General features: G+C 54.8%; 14 protein-coding genes. 4 read left to right on the plus strand and 10 right to left on the minus strand.

What is annotated here, in order from left to right:
* Positions 1-1,137, minus strand: coding sequence for a glycosyltransferase family 4 protein (locus HQN87_RS22215; RefSeq protein ID WP_173137740.1), 1,137 nt, complete (start codon positions 1,135-1,137; stop codon positions 1-3).
* 196 nt (positions 1,138-1,333) lie between these two features.
* On the opposite strand from HQN87_RS22215, the gene HQN87_RS22220 reads away from it, so the two are divergent.
* Both HQN87_RS22220 and HQN87_RS22225 read left to right on the plus strand, forming a co-directional pair.
* The gene (locus HQN87_RS22220) at positions 1,334-2,740 is read left to right on the plus strand and encodes an RsmB/NOP family class I SAM-dependent RNA methyltransferase (RefSeq protein WP_173137742.1); all 1,407 of its coding nucleotides are present in this window, start codon (positions 1,334-1,336) and stop codon (positions 2,738-2,740) included.
* A gap of 114 nt (positions 2,741-2,854) precedes the next feature.
* Complete coding sequence (locus tag HQN87_RS22225; protein WP_173137744.1) at positions 2,855-2,944, plus strand: sporulation protein YjcZ; 90 nt, start codon at positions 2,855-2,857, stop codon at positions 2,942-2,944.
* Between the two features lie 87 nt (positions 2,945-3,031).
* On the opposite strand, the gene HQN87_RS22230 is transcribed toward HQN87_RS22225, so the two are convergent.
* From HQN87_RS22230 to HQN87_RS22255, 6 genes are all read right to left on the minus strand, one after another.
* Positions 3,032-3,835 (minus strand): Cof-type HAD-IIB family hydrolase, encoded by an 804-nt coding sequence (locus HQN87_RS22230; protein WP_173137746.1) that lies wholly within the window; start codon positions 3,833-3,835, stop codon positions 3,032-3,034.
* 34 nt (positions 3,836-3,869) lie between these two features.
* A complete protein-coding gene (locus HQN87_RS22235; protein WP_173137748.1) occupies positions 3,870-4,634 on the minus strand; it encodes a pseudouridine synthase in 765 nt (254 codons plus the stop codon).
* Between the two features lie 3 nt (positions 4,635-4,637).
* Positions 4,638-6,257 carry an RsmB/NOP family class I SAM-dependent RNA methyltransferase gene (locus tag HQN87_RS22240; protein WP_173137750.1) on the minus strand — a complete coding sequence of 540 codons (1,620 nt, stop codon included), beginning with the start codon at positions 6,255-6,257 and terminating at the stop codon, positions 4,638-4,640.
* A gap of 124 nt (positions 6,258-6,381) precedes the next feature.
* Positions 6,382-6,855 (minus strand): DUF309 domain-containing protein, encoded by a 474-nt coding sequence (locus HQN87_RS22245; RefSeq protein WP_367272772.1) that lies wholly within the window; start codon positions 6,853-6,855, stop codon positions 6,382-6,384.
* The gene (yjbM, locus tag HQN87_RS22250) at positions 6,821-7,633 is read right to left on the minus strand and encodes a GTP diphosphokinase (RefSeq protein ID WP_036725183.1); all 813 of its coding nucleotides are present in this window, start codon (positions 7,631-7,633) and stop codon (positions 6,821-6,823) included. Before yjbM ends, HQN87_RS22245 begins: the two co-directional genes overlap by 35 nt.
* A 27-nt stretch (positions 7,634-7,660) precedes the next feature.
* Complete coding sequence (locus tag HQN87_RS22255; protein ID WP_173137752.1) at positions 7,661-8,755, minus strand: quinone-dependent dihydroorotate dehydrogenase; 1,095 nt, start codon at positions 8,753-8,755, stop codon at positions 7,661-7,663.
* 277 nt (positions 8,756-9,032) lie between these two features.
* Here HQN87_RS22255 and HQN87_RS22260 point away from each other — a divergent pair, with 277 nt between their 5' ends.
* A complete protein-coding gene (locus HQN87_RS22260; RefSeq protein ID WP_173137754.1) occupies positions 9,033-9,170 on the plus strand; it encodes a hypothetical protein in 138 nt (45 codons plus the stop codon).
* Here HQN87_RS22260 and HQN87_RS22265 read toward each other — a convergent pair.
* From HQN87_RS22265 to HQN87_RS22275, 3 genes are all read right to left on the minus strand, one after another.
* Complete coding sequence (locus HQN87_RS22265) at positions 9,167-10,606, minus strand: L,D-transpeptidase family protein (RefSeq protein ID WP_173137756.1); 1,440 nt, start codon at positions 10,604-10,606, stop codon at positions 9,167-9,169. The two genes, HQN87_RS22260 and HQN87_RS22265, sit on opposite strands and share 4 nt — an antisense overlap.
* 196 nt (positions 10,607-10,802) lie before the next feature.
* The gene (locus tag HQN87_RS22270; protein ID WP_036702186.1) at positions 10,803-11,045 is read right to left on the minus strand and encodes a ferredoxin; all 243 of its coding nucleotides are present in this window, start codon (positions 11,043-11,045) and stop codon (positions 10,803-10,805) included.
* 160 nt (positions 11,046-11,205) lie between these two features.
* Positions 11,206-12,441 carry a DNA polymerase IV gene (locus tag HQN87_RS22275; RefSeq protein ID WP_216857408.1) on the minus strand — a complete coding sequence of 412 codons (1,236 nt, stop codon included), beginning with the start codon at positions 12,439-12,441 and terminating at the stop codon, positions 11,206-11,208.
* A 252-nt stretch (positions 12,442-12,693) separates the two neighbouring features.
* Here HQN87_RS22275 and cimA point away from each other — a divergent pair, with 252 nt between their 5' ends.
* Positions 12,694-14,313 carry a citramalate synthase gene (gene cimA / locus HQN87_RS22280; RefSeq protein ID WP_173137760.1) on the plus strand — a complete coding sequence of 540 codons (1,620 nt, stop codon included), beginning with the start codon at positions 12,694-12,696 and terminating at the stop codon, positions 14,311-14,313.
* The last annotated feature ends 43 nt before the right edge of the window (positions 14,314-14,356 follow it).

Consider the following 14,356-nt stretch of genomic DNA (forward strand, 5'->3'; position numbering starts at 1 on the left):
TCACCCCTTCACTCCCGGCTGGAACTGCAGGTAGGTTTTCTTCAGCTCATTCGCTACACGGGTCAGAGAGTAGCGGCTTTTGGCTTTGTCCCAAGCCGAGCGCGACAGCTCATAACGGTAGCCGGGATCACTGATTACTTTTTCCAGCGCATCTGCCAGTCCCAGCGCATCATCCGGGTTCACCAGCAGCCCGTTGACCCCGTCTTCAATCTGCTCGGGGATTCCGCCGACATTGGTCCCGACCAGTGCCAGACAGCTAAGCGCCGCCTCGGCAAATACCGACCCAAACGCCTCCGCCCGCGATGGCAGAACGAAGATATCGAAGAACGGCATGAACTCCTCAGGATGCAGCGTATACCCGTAAAAAATCGTCTCATTATAAATACCAAGCTGCTGCGCCAGCTGCTCCAGCTCTGCCCGGCTCGGCCCGTCGCCTATAATGTGCAGCACGTACTCATGTCCCCGCTGCTTCAGCTCGGCGCAGGCCTTGAACAGAATATCTATGCCTTTGGCCGGCACCAGACGGGTAACGGTAACCAGCTGCGGAACATCATTCTCATGCGGCACAGGCTTGAATCTCTTTTCGTCGAATCCGTTGGGAATGATACCAATGTCGGCAGGCTGCTCAACATAAGGAATCAAATAGTCGGCAAAAGCACGCGAAACCGTCATCAGCCGGTCGCTCACATGCTCCAGCTCCCGGTAAATGGAGACCAGGAACTGATGCTCCAGCCCCCCCTCCCGGATCACTCCATTCAGAATCAGCTCGCGTTCATAGCTGGAGTGCAGGGTCTGGATCAGAGGAAGATCAGGATATATCCGCTTCATCGCCAGTCCGGCAATCGGATGATGGGCATGGATCAGATCATAACTTTTGCTCATCCGCAGCTTGGTCCACCAAATGTAATCACGGTAGGTTTGTATATATTTTTGCACAACCGGACTTTCGCCGTATAGTGTCCAGTCAAAGGTCTCAAAGACGATGTCTTCGCGTCCCTTGCCCCGGATGCGCTTGGGCAGCCAGAACAAATCCATCTCCCAGCGGCTGGACCGGAAGCGTTCCTGCAGATAAGGGATCATAGAAGACACACCACCGGGTTGCTCCGGCGGGAAGAATAGCGCTTGCAGCAAGTTCATTAGGTACATCTCCCTTTACAATTGCCCTATTTACGGTGAAGCCCGGCAATTATGATATAGTTGTATATATGTACAATTACGGGTACTGTTACAGGTACGCTAAGGTTCCCTGCCTTAATTTTATCGGTATCCACCCGAAACAGCAACTAAGATGACAGCTTTACTTATCTTGAACTTGGACCAAGGAGAGTGATTTATGAATGAAGAACGATTGCCTGCCGCTTACACCGCTAACATCCGAGAGATGCTGGGGGATACGGCGGATGCTTTTCTAGAGAGCTATCTGGCACGGCGGACCCAGGGTCTGAGGTTCAATACGCTAAAAAGCAGTTCAGATCCAGGCCAAGCCGCAGCAGAACATGCCCTCTCACAATTTAACCTGTCACAAGTCCCCTGGTGCCCGGCCGGATTCTATTATGAAGACCCTGCCCGGCCGGGGAGACATCCTTATCACACCGCCGGACTATATTATATTCAAGAGCCCTCCGCAATGTCCGCAGCTGAGCTGCTTCAGCCGCTTCCCGGTGAGACCGTGCTCGACCTGGCGGCCGCTCCCGGCGGCAAAACCACCCACATTGCTGCGCTAATGCAAGGACAAGGACTTCTTGTCTCGAATGAAATCCACCCGGAACGGGCCAAAATACTGGCAGAAAATGTGGAGCGGCTCGGAATATCCAACGCTCTGGTCACCTCCGCAGCTCCGGGGGATCTTTCCAGGCGATTCCCGGAAGTGTTTGACCGGATTATGCTTGATGCACCTTGCTCCGGGGAAGGGATGTTCCGCAAGGACCCTGCGGCGCTGAACGAATGGTCGCCGAAGCATGTAGAGATGTGCGCAGCCAGGCAGTGGGATATTCTGCAGGATGCTTATCTGATGCTGAGGCCGGGGGGCAGTATGGTCTATTCGACCTGTACCTTCAACCGCCAAGAGAACGAGGAAACCATGGAGCGCTTCGTACAGGCCTATCCTGATATGGAGCTGATCGTGACGAAGCGGCTGTGGCCGCATTTGGACAAAGGCGAAGGGCATTTCGTAGCCCTGCTGCGCAAGGCAGCTAACGGGGATCAGGCAGATTCTGCCCAGCGCAAGAACCGGGGGAAACGCGGGGACCGCGGCAATAACGGCCAGAAGGCAAGCGCCTCACTCAGAGCTGCCTATCAGCAGTTCATGGACTGGTCGGCGGCAGAGCTGCCCGGATTCACCGGACATGGAGTACCGCTTCTCTTCGGCGAATCCCTGTACCTGCTGCCTGAGACGTTCAATGAGCGGCTGCATACCGGGCTGCTGGACGGCCTTAAGGTTCCGCGTGCCGGTCTGCATATTGCCCATCTGAAGAAGAACCGGATCGAACCCGCCCACGCCCTGGCCATGGCGCTTAGACCGGATCAGGCTGCGCGCAGCTATGATATGCCTGCGGACAGTCCGGAAACCGAAGCCTGGCTGCGCGGAGAGAGCCTGACTGTTCCACCAAGTCTGCATGGCTGGACACTGGTAAGTGTAGACGGCTTGCCTGTTGGCTGGGGCAAAGCCAGCTCCGGCCAGCTCAAGAATCATCTGCCCAAAGGTCTGCGGATTCTAAAAGCCCATATTGACGAGAGTTAGGCTGCTGACCAGTTCACCCGGCCTCCATACGCATATGATGTCATTATCCCATGAAAGACCGCCGGACTACACTGCGGCAATGGGAACAGACATGAGTCAAGGGAGGAATCAGACATGGGTGTAGGTGCAGGCTTCACATCGACCGGTGCGATTTTGGTGCTCTTCATATTGCTCGTTATCATTTCCCGTTCGTTGTTCGTATAATTCCATTTAAGCAGCACAGCACAGGAACTTCAAGCAGCCCGCTCCCCAGTATGGGGGCGGGCTGCTTTTTCTTGCTGCTGTCAGCAGTCAGGAAGACAGACAGTATTTCACCAGCGCATCACGCACACCGTTCTCATTGTTGGTGCCGGTAATAACATCCGCCGCCGCTTTGACCTCAAGCGGAGAGTTATCCATAGCCACACCCAAGCCGGCGTAAGTCAGCATGGAGATATCATTATAATAGTTCCCAATGGACAATACCTCCTCTTGCGGGATGCCAAGCTCAGCCGCCAGCTTCTTCAGCGCGTTGCCTTTGGAGGCTTCGGGGTGCATGAAGTCCACGAAGAACTCTCCGCTGCGCAGAATATTGTACGCTTCTCCCCAGGTAGCCCACTCCCGCTGTGCTTCATCCAGAATGCCCGACTGCGTGAACACAGTGAATTTCACAATCGGTTCTCGGAAGTCCTCCCAGGCCGGAAGTGATGCAGGCATAATCCGGAAATGCTCATACATGAAGTTAGCTTCCTTCGTCAGATTCTCCACATTGTCCACATACATATCGAACGCGGTATTAACGTCGAAATGGATATCACGCTCGCGGCAATAGGCGATATACGGGTCCAGCCCTCTGGCATCCAGCCCGTACTGATGCAGCACCTTACGGTCTTCCACCCTCACCGTTACCGCTCCGTTATGGCCCAGCACATACCCCGACAGGCCCATCTCTTCCATAAAAGGAATTGAATTCTGCGGGCTTCGCCCTGTGCAGAGTACAATCTGCCCGCCCTGGCGCGTAACCTCGGCAACCGCCGCTTTATTCTCTTCGCTTAACTGATGATCGTCATTCAGTAATGTCCCGTCTACATCCAGTGCTATCAGCTTGTATTTCATACCCCATCATCCTATCTCTCTGTATAGTATACTGTCAGGTCAGTCTGGTGTGTCCTTGTAGCAGCTCCAGCTCCCCCGCAGTCAGCTCCCGGCAGACACCGGGCGGCAGCGTCTCGTCCAGCTTCAGTTCGCCCATCGACACCCGTTTCAGGAACACCACCTTCTTCCCGACAGCCACGAACATCCGCTTCACCTGATGGAATTTGCCTTCCGTGATCGTGAGCGAGATATACGACAGCACCTTGCTGCCTCTTTCTCTGCCCAGAATGCTAAGCTGTGCGGGCAGCGTCACATAACCATCCTCCAGCTCCACACCCGCGGCAAAAGCAGCCACATCCGCTGCATCCACCTCCCCCTCGACGGTTGCCTCGTAAGTCTTGGGCACATGCTTGCGCGGGGACAGCAGCTCATGAGCCAGCTTGCCGTCATTCGTGAGCAGCAGAAGTCCCACCGTATCCTTATCCAGCCGCCCGACCGGGAACGGCTCGAACAAGGCATACTCCTGCTTCAGCAGATCCAGGACGGTACGGTCCCGTTTATCCTCCGTTGCAGACAACACGCCCGGCGGCTTGTTCATCATCAGATAGATATATTCCCGGTAGAGGACCCACTCACCTCCCACCTCTATCTGATCCTGTCCGGGGTCTACATGGAACCCGCTGTCTTTGACGACAGCTCCATTCACAGTGATCAGACCCTGCTTGGCCTGCTTGCGGATATCGCTGCGTGAGCCAATTCCCATGTGGGACAGCACCTTGTCGATCCGTTGCTTCTTATTCGCATTTCCTGCTGTAGCCATAATCTAGGTCCACCTCCAGCCTGGGGGATATTCGTTCTTCAGTATACCATCCTGCCATTTGCCCCAGCCTGCGCTGAAGCCGTCAATGCAGACGAGAGTATAACCCTTGGAGACATGTCCTTCCTTAATGGACAGACGCTCCCGCGGAATTGACAATGTCTCGCCCTTCAGGTAGGAGACCGCTTCGCCACTGGCGCTGTATAGAGAAACAGAGCGGCTGCATTCAGTAGGACGCAACGCTGTAGCCAGAGGATGACCGGGAACGAATCTGCCGCTCTTGTTAATCTGTCCGGCATACCAGCCGGGTCGGATCGTCTTCAGCCCGTTCAGCGCTTCACGCGGCAGCGGGGAGATATACAGATGATCCCCGAACCATATCGGATGTCCAGCAGGCACATTCCCCAGCAGCTCTTGGATAAAATCAGCATAGACCTTAAACGATGCCTCTTCCCCGCTTCCGGGTGCCTGCCGTCCGCCGGCAGCTCCTGTCTTGCCGGAGCCGTGTCCGCCCTTGCCGCGTCCGTGATCCGTCCTGCCAGCAGCAGCTTTAAAAGGAAAAGCAGATTTGGCAACCTTCCGCGATGATACGGATAGGGTTGCTTCTCTCAGATCTGCTTGTCCCTTTAAAGCTTTTGGCAATCCGGCCTCTGCTTTCACAGCTTCCGCTTCTACAGCTCCGGCCCCTACAGCTTCTTCTATAGCTGCCGGCCCTTCTCTATCCAGGCCTTCACTTCCGCCATGGCGCAGTACCGCCATGAAATGCCCTTCCCCCTTAACCTTATGCGGCCACAGCCGAGCTGCACCCGGCAGTGGGCCAAGTCCGGCGGCGAACGGACCAGTCCCGCCAACGGGAACCAGCGAGAACTCCGGATGTCCGGACAGGAATCCGGCAATCATCTCCTCATCCTCTTCCAGCGCGAAGGTGCAAGTGGAGTATACAACCGTTCCTCCCGGCTTCAGCGCTGCCGCTGCCGCCTTCAGAATCTCCTGCTGCATATTCGCATACTTGGCCGGAGTTCCCGGCTCCCACTGCCTGACCATATCCTCATCCTTGCGGAACATACCTTCCCCCGAACAGGGCGCGTCGATCAGAATCCGGTCGAAGAAGCCGGGGAAGGCTGCCGCGATCCGCTCCGGGCTCTCATTCAGTACAATGCCGTTACGCACTCCATACAGCTCCAGATTCTTGGCGAGCGCCTTCGTCCGTTCAGGATGCAGATCATTCGTGACCAGCATGCCTTCACCCTGCAGCTTGGCCGCAATCTGTGTAGACTTGCCGCCCGGTGCTGCGCAGAGATCCAGCACCCGGTCTCCCGGCTGAACACCCAGCAGTTCCACCGGGGCCATGGCACTCGGCTCCTGGATATAGTACAGACCGGCATGATAATACGGATGTTTGCCGGGTCTGGCCCCCTCCCCGGTGTAGAAGCCTGATGGACACCAGGGAATCGGCTCCAGCGCAAAAGGTGAACGCTCCCGCAGCTCGTCCACTGTAATCTTCAGCGTATTGGCGCGGATTCCTCCGTAAGGCGGCTGCTTATATGTATCAATAAATTCTTCATATTCCGTTCCCAGCAGCTCTTTCATACGTTCCATGAAAGTTCCGGGCAGTTGTGCTGTCATGATGGGTCCCCCTGCTCAAATATCAAGTAGAAACGACTATGCCGTCCTTGTAAGGACGGCATCCGTTTTAAGGGAACACCCCCTCGGGTGCTCCTGTTGTTCCTCTAGCCTATGCCATTCTCTTCTAGTGCTTCATTCTGTCCGGCCGCTGCGGACCGCGCCGCTGGGGAAGAACCGGCTGAATGGACTGCGCAGCCACCCTCACCTCTTCTTCCAGCACGGGGTCCACCATGCGGATGGTCAGATCGTAATAAGCAAAGGGCTGCTCCTCGAAGGCTTCAAGACGGGCAGTATACTCTCCCGCTTCCTGAACCAGCTTCGCCAGATCAATGCCCAGCGTCACCGCCGGATATCTGCCCAGTACTTCATGGGACTGCTTCAGCAGAATCAGGCCGCCGCGAACATTGTTATTCCGGAAATGATACAGCCCGACTGCGACCTGCAGCAGAGCTTTGTAGAGCGGATCACGCTGCTTCTCCAGCCATAATTCCTCAAGCACCTCATGACATTCGAAATAATCCCTGTCCCGGTTGAAGTAGATGAGGTAGGCCAGATACAGCGGCTCATAAGCCATCCGGCTCGCTGCCTTTCTTGGCATTCGAGAGCAGCTCCCGCACATGATCCAGCAGCTCCTTCATTGCATCCATATCCTGTGCCTGCCAGATGGCATTGAACCGTTCCTGGCTCTCAATCGCCTCGTTCACGAGGTGATAGAAATACAGCTGGTGGATGGCCTTCAGCAGTTGGGTCGTCATGTTCGAGTTCTCCTCGAAGGTCTTCTGGGCTTCCAGAATCTCTTCCCGGATGCTCGACATCTCGCTGTCCAGTATGGAGGCTGCTTCCGCTGCCGTCTTCAGGCGGACCCGCATTTCATCGGGCAGGCTCTCGCGGTATTTATAATTCAGCGAATGCTCAATGGTTGCCCAGAAGTTCATCGCCAGTGTACGGATTTGAATTTCAGCCAGTACAATTTTTTGACCGAGCGCAGTTTGTACCGGATATCTGATGATCATATGGAAGCTGCGGTAGCCGCTTTCCTTATAATTGGTAATGTAGTCTTTCTCATATAACACTTCAAGGTCCTTTCGGGCGCGGATGTATTCCGCCACTCTGCGGATATCCTCGACGAACTGGCACATAATGCGAATCCCGGCGATATCCTCAATGCCCGTTTCCAGATCCTCCATCTTCACGTTTAACCGCTTGGCCTTTTCAAGAATACTTGACAGCCGCTTGACACGGCCGGTCACGAACTCAATCGGAGTATATTCTTCCCTTTTCTTAAGCTCGGAGCGCATCGTCTTGAATTTAACCTTCAATTCCTCCACCGTTTGTTCATAAGGAAGCAGAAAAGTTCCCCAGTCCCTGACGTCCATCGCCTTGTCCTCCTGTCCATTCATCCTTCAGTGATGATCAGCGCCCACCGCTTCCAGGAGCCCCCGGAATCCGTCCTTCCGCAGCAGCTGCCGTAATCCGGCATGCACTTTGCGGTTAACCTCCGGGCCTTCATAGATGAGTGCTGTATAAATTTCGACCAGGCTGGCGCCCGCCCGGATCTTGTCGTAAGCATCCTGGGCTGTAAAAATACCGCCCGACCCGATAATCGGCAGCTTGCCGCCGGTCTGGCTGTATATTCTGCGGATAATCTCCGTGGAGCGCTCGCGCAGCGGCTGACCGCTGAGGCCTCCCGTCTCCCCGGCTTTATCGCTCTTCAGCCCTTCACGGGCGAGTGTCGTATTGGTGGCAATCACACCGTCCATTCCGGCTTCCGTGATGGTATGTACCATATATTCCAGCTCGGCGTCGCTGACATCGGGCGCGATCTTCACCAGCAGCCCTTTGGTGAGGCCATACTTCTCACCTTGCAGCTTCATCTCTTCCTTCACCTGGCTGAGCAGATTCGAGAGCTCGCTGCCGTGCTGGAGACTCCGGAGATCCGGGGTATTCGGCGAGCTGATATTGACCACAAAAAAATCACCGTACGGATACAGCGTACGGATACACTTGCGGTAATCCTCATGCGCCAATTCATTAGGGGTAGCCTTGTTGCGTCCAATATTGACCGCAACCGGAATTCTCCGTTTCTTAAGCCCCTTCAGGCGTAATGCCATCGCTTCGGCGCCTTCATTATTGAAGCCCATCCGGTTAATGAGTGCCTTGTCCGGCAGCAGGCGGAACAGCCGGGGGCTGTCATTACCGGGCTGGCCCACAGGTGTCACCGTACCCACTTCCATAAATCCGAAGCCGATCGAAGAGAAGCCTCCTACCGCTTCAGCATTCTTATCCAGGCCTGCAGCTAAGCCTACGGGTGTAGGAAAATGTACCCCGAACAGGTCCACTGCAAGGTCAGCCGTCTCAGGGACACCGTACATCAGGCGCATAGCCGCACTTCCGCCGGGAACTAAATCCGCTTTGTTTAGTCCGCCTACGACGAGATGGTGCGCCGTCTCCGGGTCCATTTTAAAGAAAATTGGTTTGCCAAAATGTCGATACAGCACCGTTCTCGCTCCTTCAAGGGAACCCCATTCGCATAACGACTCCCGTATCTATAAGTTTCTTCTTAATTTTATCCGTTTCCGGGTGAAAAGAAAAGTTTTTTGCCGATCACAGTTCAAACCGTTGGAATGCAGAGATATGGAACGGCTGAGAGATTGCGGCTAGACTTGTCTTTTCATACAGACTAAAATAGAGAGGCGGGTTTCAATCCGCTCTACTGCCGCTAACCGGCTTCATGTAAGGGGTACCACAGATGATGAGAGAAAGAAGGGTGACAAGATGTCAACAAAACGCAAACCTCCAACACTCCAGCAGAAGAAGGAAGAAGTCAACCGCAAAGCAATCCTGTGGATCGGTGCCAGCCTGGTACTGCTGATTGCACTCATTGTTGTTCTATTCATCGTAGCAGGGAATTAATGAAGCCAATGGTACAATTTATGGGGGTTGGTCTGATCCCGGGGCGAATCCGAAGGGAAACGTTCCTCCGGTACGACTAGCTCCTCAGGCAGAACCCCTGTGCCGATCTGCACCGCCGTCCCCATCGGCACCATGGCGAACAGCTCCTCCACATCCTTGCGGCTCATCCGTATACATCCCAGCGACTCATCCTTGCCAATACTATCCGGTTCATTCGTCCCGTGGATTGCATAATTGCTGTCCGAGAGCTGCATCCCGCGGCTGCCGAATTCCCCGTTATCCCGCCCGTTCGGGTTAACCACTTTGTCCTTAATCACGAATTCCCCTTCAGGTGTCTTGTCGCCGCCGAGCCCTACTGCATAGTTCCGCAGAATAATCCTGCCGCTGGTCACTGCCAGACGGTGTTTTTGTTTATCCACAATAATCTTAAGCGGTGCTGCAAAAAAAGGCTTCGCTTCCCCGCCTGCTGCCGCATGGCTCCCGCTGGTCTGCCCTTGCCCCTGAGAGCTGGTATCCGGGCCGGAGGAAGGCTGCGGAGATGCTGTGGGCTGCGGTGAAGCCTCTGCTCCTGCGGCGGCTGCACGAAGCGGTGTGAACGCCTCCTTCATCAGCGGTGTTACGCCGCCAAGCACATTCGCCGGGAACGGCTTCACCAGATCCTGCACCGATCCGGGAAGAGCCCCCTTGCTGCTCTTATAGGCGCGCATTGCACTCCAGAGTACAGCCAGCTCCTCCTGCCGCTTCTGCCATTTCCCCGCCTGCTGCTTGATGTCCGCCGCATCCGGCGGCTGACATTCACACGCTGCCGGGTCATAGGACTGGTACACTACACGCCCCTCTCCAGTCTTGGCAAGCGTAGCTGCCAGAGGAAGCCCTTTGTTCCACAGGAGCCATTGGCCGGAGCGTCTCATACTGAGCAGTGCCGTGACAGAAGGAGTCTTCGTCTGTTGCAGAAGGCTTGCCAGCCCTTGTCCCCCGGCCGCCGCGTCCGCCGCAACCGCGGTGAAATCCAGACTTTCCGGATCTCGCGGACTCTCTTGCTTCTCTCCGGTTACTGCCGCCAGCGCTGCCGGGGGATCATTTACCCTCTCGCCTGCAGGTGTCTCGGCATTCTCCTGCGGGACTCCCGGAGCTACGGCAGCCGGAATAAGCAGCAACAGCAGCAGCATTAGAGCCAGCAATACACGCCGTTTCCTGAGCCTTGACGTCTGGCGTTCCCGGGCCGATTGCAGCAGCCCTTCTTCATACTGCTGCAGCATATCCGCTGGCACCTTGCTGTGCTCAAAAGCCTCATAGACTTCCCCGGCCTGGTTATAGCAGTAATTCGCTTTTCCGAACTGTCCGTTCTTATAGTATTCCTTACCAAGCAAGTACCATGCCATCTTATTATCCGGATGCATCTGTACATACGCTTTTAGATGCTGAGAATTTTTCACATTGGCCTCCAGGGAGTAAGATTCATATGTATTTTTAGTTAACTTCTATTTTATATCGGCACAAGCCGCAAAAAAAGACATCTCAAGCCGCATTTATCACGGTCGGAGATGCCTTTATGTAGATGTTAGGAACCAAATATAAGCTTCACCCTATATCCGTTCCTAACGTTCCAGTACTGATGAATTGAAGCCGCACTTAGCCTTCTTTGTTAAAAGGCGCATCCGCGATCTTGATGGAATCTGTAGGGCATCCGTCAGCTGAATCCTGCAGGTCATCGAACAAGTCGTCCGGAATCACTACATTACCGTGGTTGCCGTCGTTCTCATAGATCACTTCTGCCAAACCTTCGTCATCGTAATCAAAAATATCAGGGGCCGTCGCGCCACAAGCACCACAAGCGATGCATGTGTCCTTCTCGACCCAAGTGTACTTAGCCATTTTATCTCTGCCTCCCGCTTAAACAATACAGCCTGCAGTCGCAGCCTGTTATTTTTCTCATATTAATATAAATAGACTACAATTTCAATGCATTTTCAATGTGTTGACATTATTGCCTCATTCTCCGGCACCCGCTTAACGGCTGTCCCGGCAAGGTATTTCAGTCCGCATCCCGCTCTGCTCCGTTCAGATTATCCTTCTGCAATGAGGTGCCCCGTTCCTTGTGGTTGCGCAGCCGCGCCGAGTGGCTGTCACTAAGCATACCTGCGGTCAGCACGGCATTCTCGCCGAATTTGTTACGCAGCATGTCCATCGCCTTATTGAGTGATTCCTTCTTCGGCTGCCGCTCATAATCGAACAGATCCAACTGAATGGCGGCCTCCTCTTTGAGCGTCAGCCCCTGAAGAGTTACACCCAGCAGCCGCACCGGCTTGTCGCCTTTCCAGTGGCGCGCGAACTGGTCACAGACTGCCTTATAGATGTCCTCAGAGCTCTCCGTAGGAGCCTCCAGCTGGCGGGAGCGGGTAATCGTCTTCATATCCGGTGTACGGATAGTCAGCTGCACGCCCGCCGCAACCAGCCCCTGCTTCCTTAACCTCCGGGCTACCTGATCGCTGAGATTCAGCAGGATCGGGCGCGCTTCCGCCAGACCCACCACATCATGCGGCAGCGTAGTCGTATGTCCGATGGACTTGCTCTGTTCCCGCTCAGGATTGACGATTCCATGATCAATCCCGTTCCCTGCCCGTTTCAGCCAGGAGCCCATTACGCCAAAATGCCCGACCAGCATCGTCTCATCCGCTGCCGCCAGCTGTCCGATGCTGTAGATCCCCAGCTTCCGCAGCTTCTCTGCCGTCTTGCTGCCTATGCCGAACATCTCATTGCAGGGCTTGTCCCATAGAATGGACGGCACATCACGCAGGCGCAGCACTGAGATCCCGCTTGGCTTCTTCAGATCTGAAGCAATCTTCGCCAGCAGCTTATTGGGGGCGATCCCGATGGAACAAGGCAGGCCAAGCTCCTCCATAATCCTGCGCTGGAGATTCCCGGCAATCTCAAGCGGCGTTCCGAATTGGCGGGAACCGGTGATATCCAGATAACATTCATCTATCGAGACAGCTTCCAGCAGTGGCGTATAGCTGTAGGCGATTTGCATAAATGCATTCGAGTACTTGCGGTACAGATGAAAATTCGGCTTAATCAGGATCAGGGAGGGGCAGATGCGCAGCGCCTTCTGCACCTGCATCCCGGTGGAGATGCCAAGCCTGCGTGCGGCATAGGAGCAGGTGACGATAATGCCCCGTCTGGACTCCACGCTCCCGGCAACAGCCGTCGCCTTGCCTTTGTACTGCTCCGGGTCTTCCGCCTCGTGCACAGAGCAGTAAAAAGCATTCATGTCCACATGCAGAATAACCCTGCCGCTCGCCGGATAATATTGATCCACATTCTGCACGGTGTCACCTTCTTATCTTCGGGGTTCCCTATGTTATTTCAGCATACCTCTCCCCTGGCGGGAGGTCAACTTTGCAGTACAGCACCCAAGTGACAACCAAGTGAAAAGTTCTTTGTTACTTTCCCGCGTAAAAATGATATAATATAAAAATTAATTTCATATACGTATACTCACAAAACTTTTAGGAGGACACTCATGTCTAAGTCTATCTCCATCTTCGATACTACCCTGCGCGACGGCACTCAGGGTGAAGGGATCAGTCTGTCGGCGGATGACAAGCTGAAGATCGCCAGAAAACTCGACGATCTGGGTGTCCATTATATTGAAGGCGGCAATCCGGGAAGCAATAACAAAGACATCGAATTTTTCAAAAGAGTCCAGGAGCTGCATCTGCATGCCAAGATCACCGCATTCGGCAGCACCCGGCGTAAGAACACGGTGACCGAGCAGGATGAGGGGCTGCAACGAATGATTGATGCAGGCGTTCCGGCAGCTACTCTGGTGGGGAAGTCCTGGGACTTCCATGTTCATACTGCGCTGCAGACTACACTCGAAGAGAATCTGGCCATGATCGGCGATTCCATCTCCTATTTGAAGCGTAAAGGACTTGAGGTTATTTTCGATGCGGAGCATTTCTTCGATGGCTTCAAGAACAACCCTGAATATGCTTCTGCCGTTCTTACCCGTGCCCGTGAGGCCGGAGCAGACTGGCTGGTCATGTGTGACACGAACGGCGGCACCCTGCCAAATGAGATCCATGACATTGTGTCAGGGATGGGCGTTATCCTTCCGGGAGCGGCTCTTGGCATTCACACGCACAACGATTGCGAGCTTGCGGTAGCCAATACCCTAAGCGCAATCGGCGCCGGTGCCCGTCAGGTTCAGGGAACCATCAACGGCTACGGCGAACGCTGCGGCAATGCCAATCTATGCTCCATTATCCCAACGCTGCAGCTCAAAATGGGCTACCACTGCATCCCCGGAGATTCCCTGCCGCAGCTCACCAACACGGCCCGGTATATCAGTGAGGTCGCCAACGTGAACATGCCGGTGAACCAGCCTTATGTGGGGGCAGCAGCCTTTGCCCATAAGGGCGGGATTCATGTCTCGGCGATCCTGCGTGATTCACGGACCTATGAGCATATCGCTCCCGAGCTGGTCGGCAATAAGCAGCGTGTACTGGTCTCCGAGCTGGCCGGACAGAGCAATGTGCTGTCCAAGGCACAGGAGATGGGGCTTAGCCTTGATCCAAGCAGCGAGCAGGCCCGCAAGGTTATCGACAAGATCAAGGATCTTGAACATCAGGGGTATCAATTCGAAGGTGCAGACGCCTCACTTGAATTGCTGCTCCGGGAAGCTACCGGCGAGATGAATGAGCTGTTCACCTTCGAATCCTTCAAAATGCTGGTTGAGAAGACCGCCGGCCGCTCCGTAGTCTCTGAAGCCTTCGTCAAGCTGAAGGTGGGCGGCGAGAGCCTGTACACTGCGGCAGAGGGCAACGGTCCGGTCAACGCGCTGGACAACGCACTGCGCAAGGCGCTGCAGACCTACTTCCCGCAGCTTAAGGATATGCACCTCTCCGACTATAAGGTCCGTGTACTGGACGAGCAGGACCAGACGGCAGCGAAGGTTCGCGTGCTGATTGAATCCAAAGATTATAGCGACACCTGGAGTACGGTAGGCGTATCCAGCAATGTGATAGAAGCGAGCTGGGAGGCGTTGGTCGATTCCATGCGGTATGCCCTTCTGGGGCAAATCTCACTGGATCAGGGTATCCAGACCAGCAGTGAACCCAGAGGTTTGGTCAATCACTGACCACTGTAACCCCCTCCTATATTAGACAAAAGCCCTCCAGTGC

The sequence above is a fragment of the Paenibacillus tritici genome (assembly GCF_013204885.1).
GTDB classification, from domain to species: domain Bacteria; phylum Bacillota; class Bacilli; order Paenibacillales; family Paenibacillaceae; genus Paenibacillus_AQ; species Paenibacillus_AQ tritici.

Coding starts and splice junctions, on each gene's coding strand:
- HQN87_RS22215 (WP_173137740.1), bottom strand. CDS start 1,137: ATGAACTTGCTGCAAGCGCTATTCTTCCCGCCGGAGCAACCCGGTGGT.
- HQN87_RS22220 (WP_173137742.1), top strand. CDS start 1,334: ATGAATGAAGAACGATTGCCTGCCGCTTACACCGCTAACATCCGAGAG.
- HQN87_RS22225 (WP_173137744.1), top strand. CDS start 2,855: ATGGGTGTAGGTGCAGGCTTCACATCGACCGGTGCGATTTTGGTGCTC.
- HQN87_RS22230 (WP_173137746.1), bottom strand. CDS start 3,835: ATGAAATACAAGCTGATAGCACTGGATGTAGACGGGACATTACTGAAT.
- HQN87_RS22235 (WP_173137748.1), bottom strand. CDS start 4,634: ATGGCTACAGCAGGAAATGCGAATAAGAAGCAACGGATCGACAAGGTG.
- HQN87_RS22240 (WP_173137750.1), bottom strand. CDS start 6,257: ATGACAGCACAACTGCCCGGAACTTTCATGGAACGTATGAAAGAGCTG.
- HQN87_RS22245 (WP_367272772.1), bottom strand. CDS start 6,855: ATGCCAAGAAAGGCAGCGAGCCGGATGGCTTATGAGCCGCTGTATCTG.
- yjbM (WP_036725183.1), bottom strand. CDS start 7,633: ATGGACGTCAGGGACTGGGGAACTTTTCTGCTTCCTTATGAACAAACG.
- HQN87_RS22260 (WP_173137754.1), top strand. CDS start 9,033: ATGTCAACAAAACGCAAACCTCCAACACTCCAGCAGAAGAAGGAAGAA.
- HQN87_RS22270 (WP_036702186.1), bottom strand. CDS start 11,045: ATGGCTAAGTACACTTGGGTCGAGAAGGACACATGCATCGCTTGTGGT.
- HQN87_RS22275 (WP_216857408.1), bottom strand. CDS start 12,441: ATGAATGCTTTTTACTGCTCTGTGCACGAGGCGGAAGACCCGGAGCAG.
- cimA (WP_173137760.1), top strand. CDS start 12,694: ATGTCTAAGTCTATCTCCATCTTCGATACTACCCTGCGCGACGGCACT.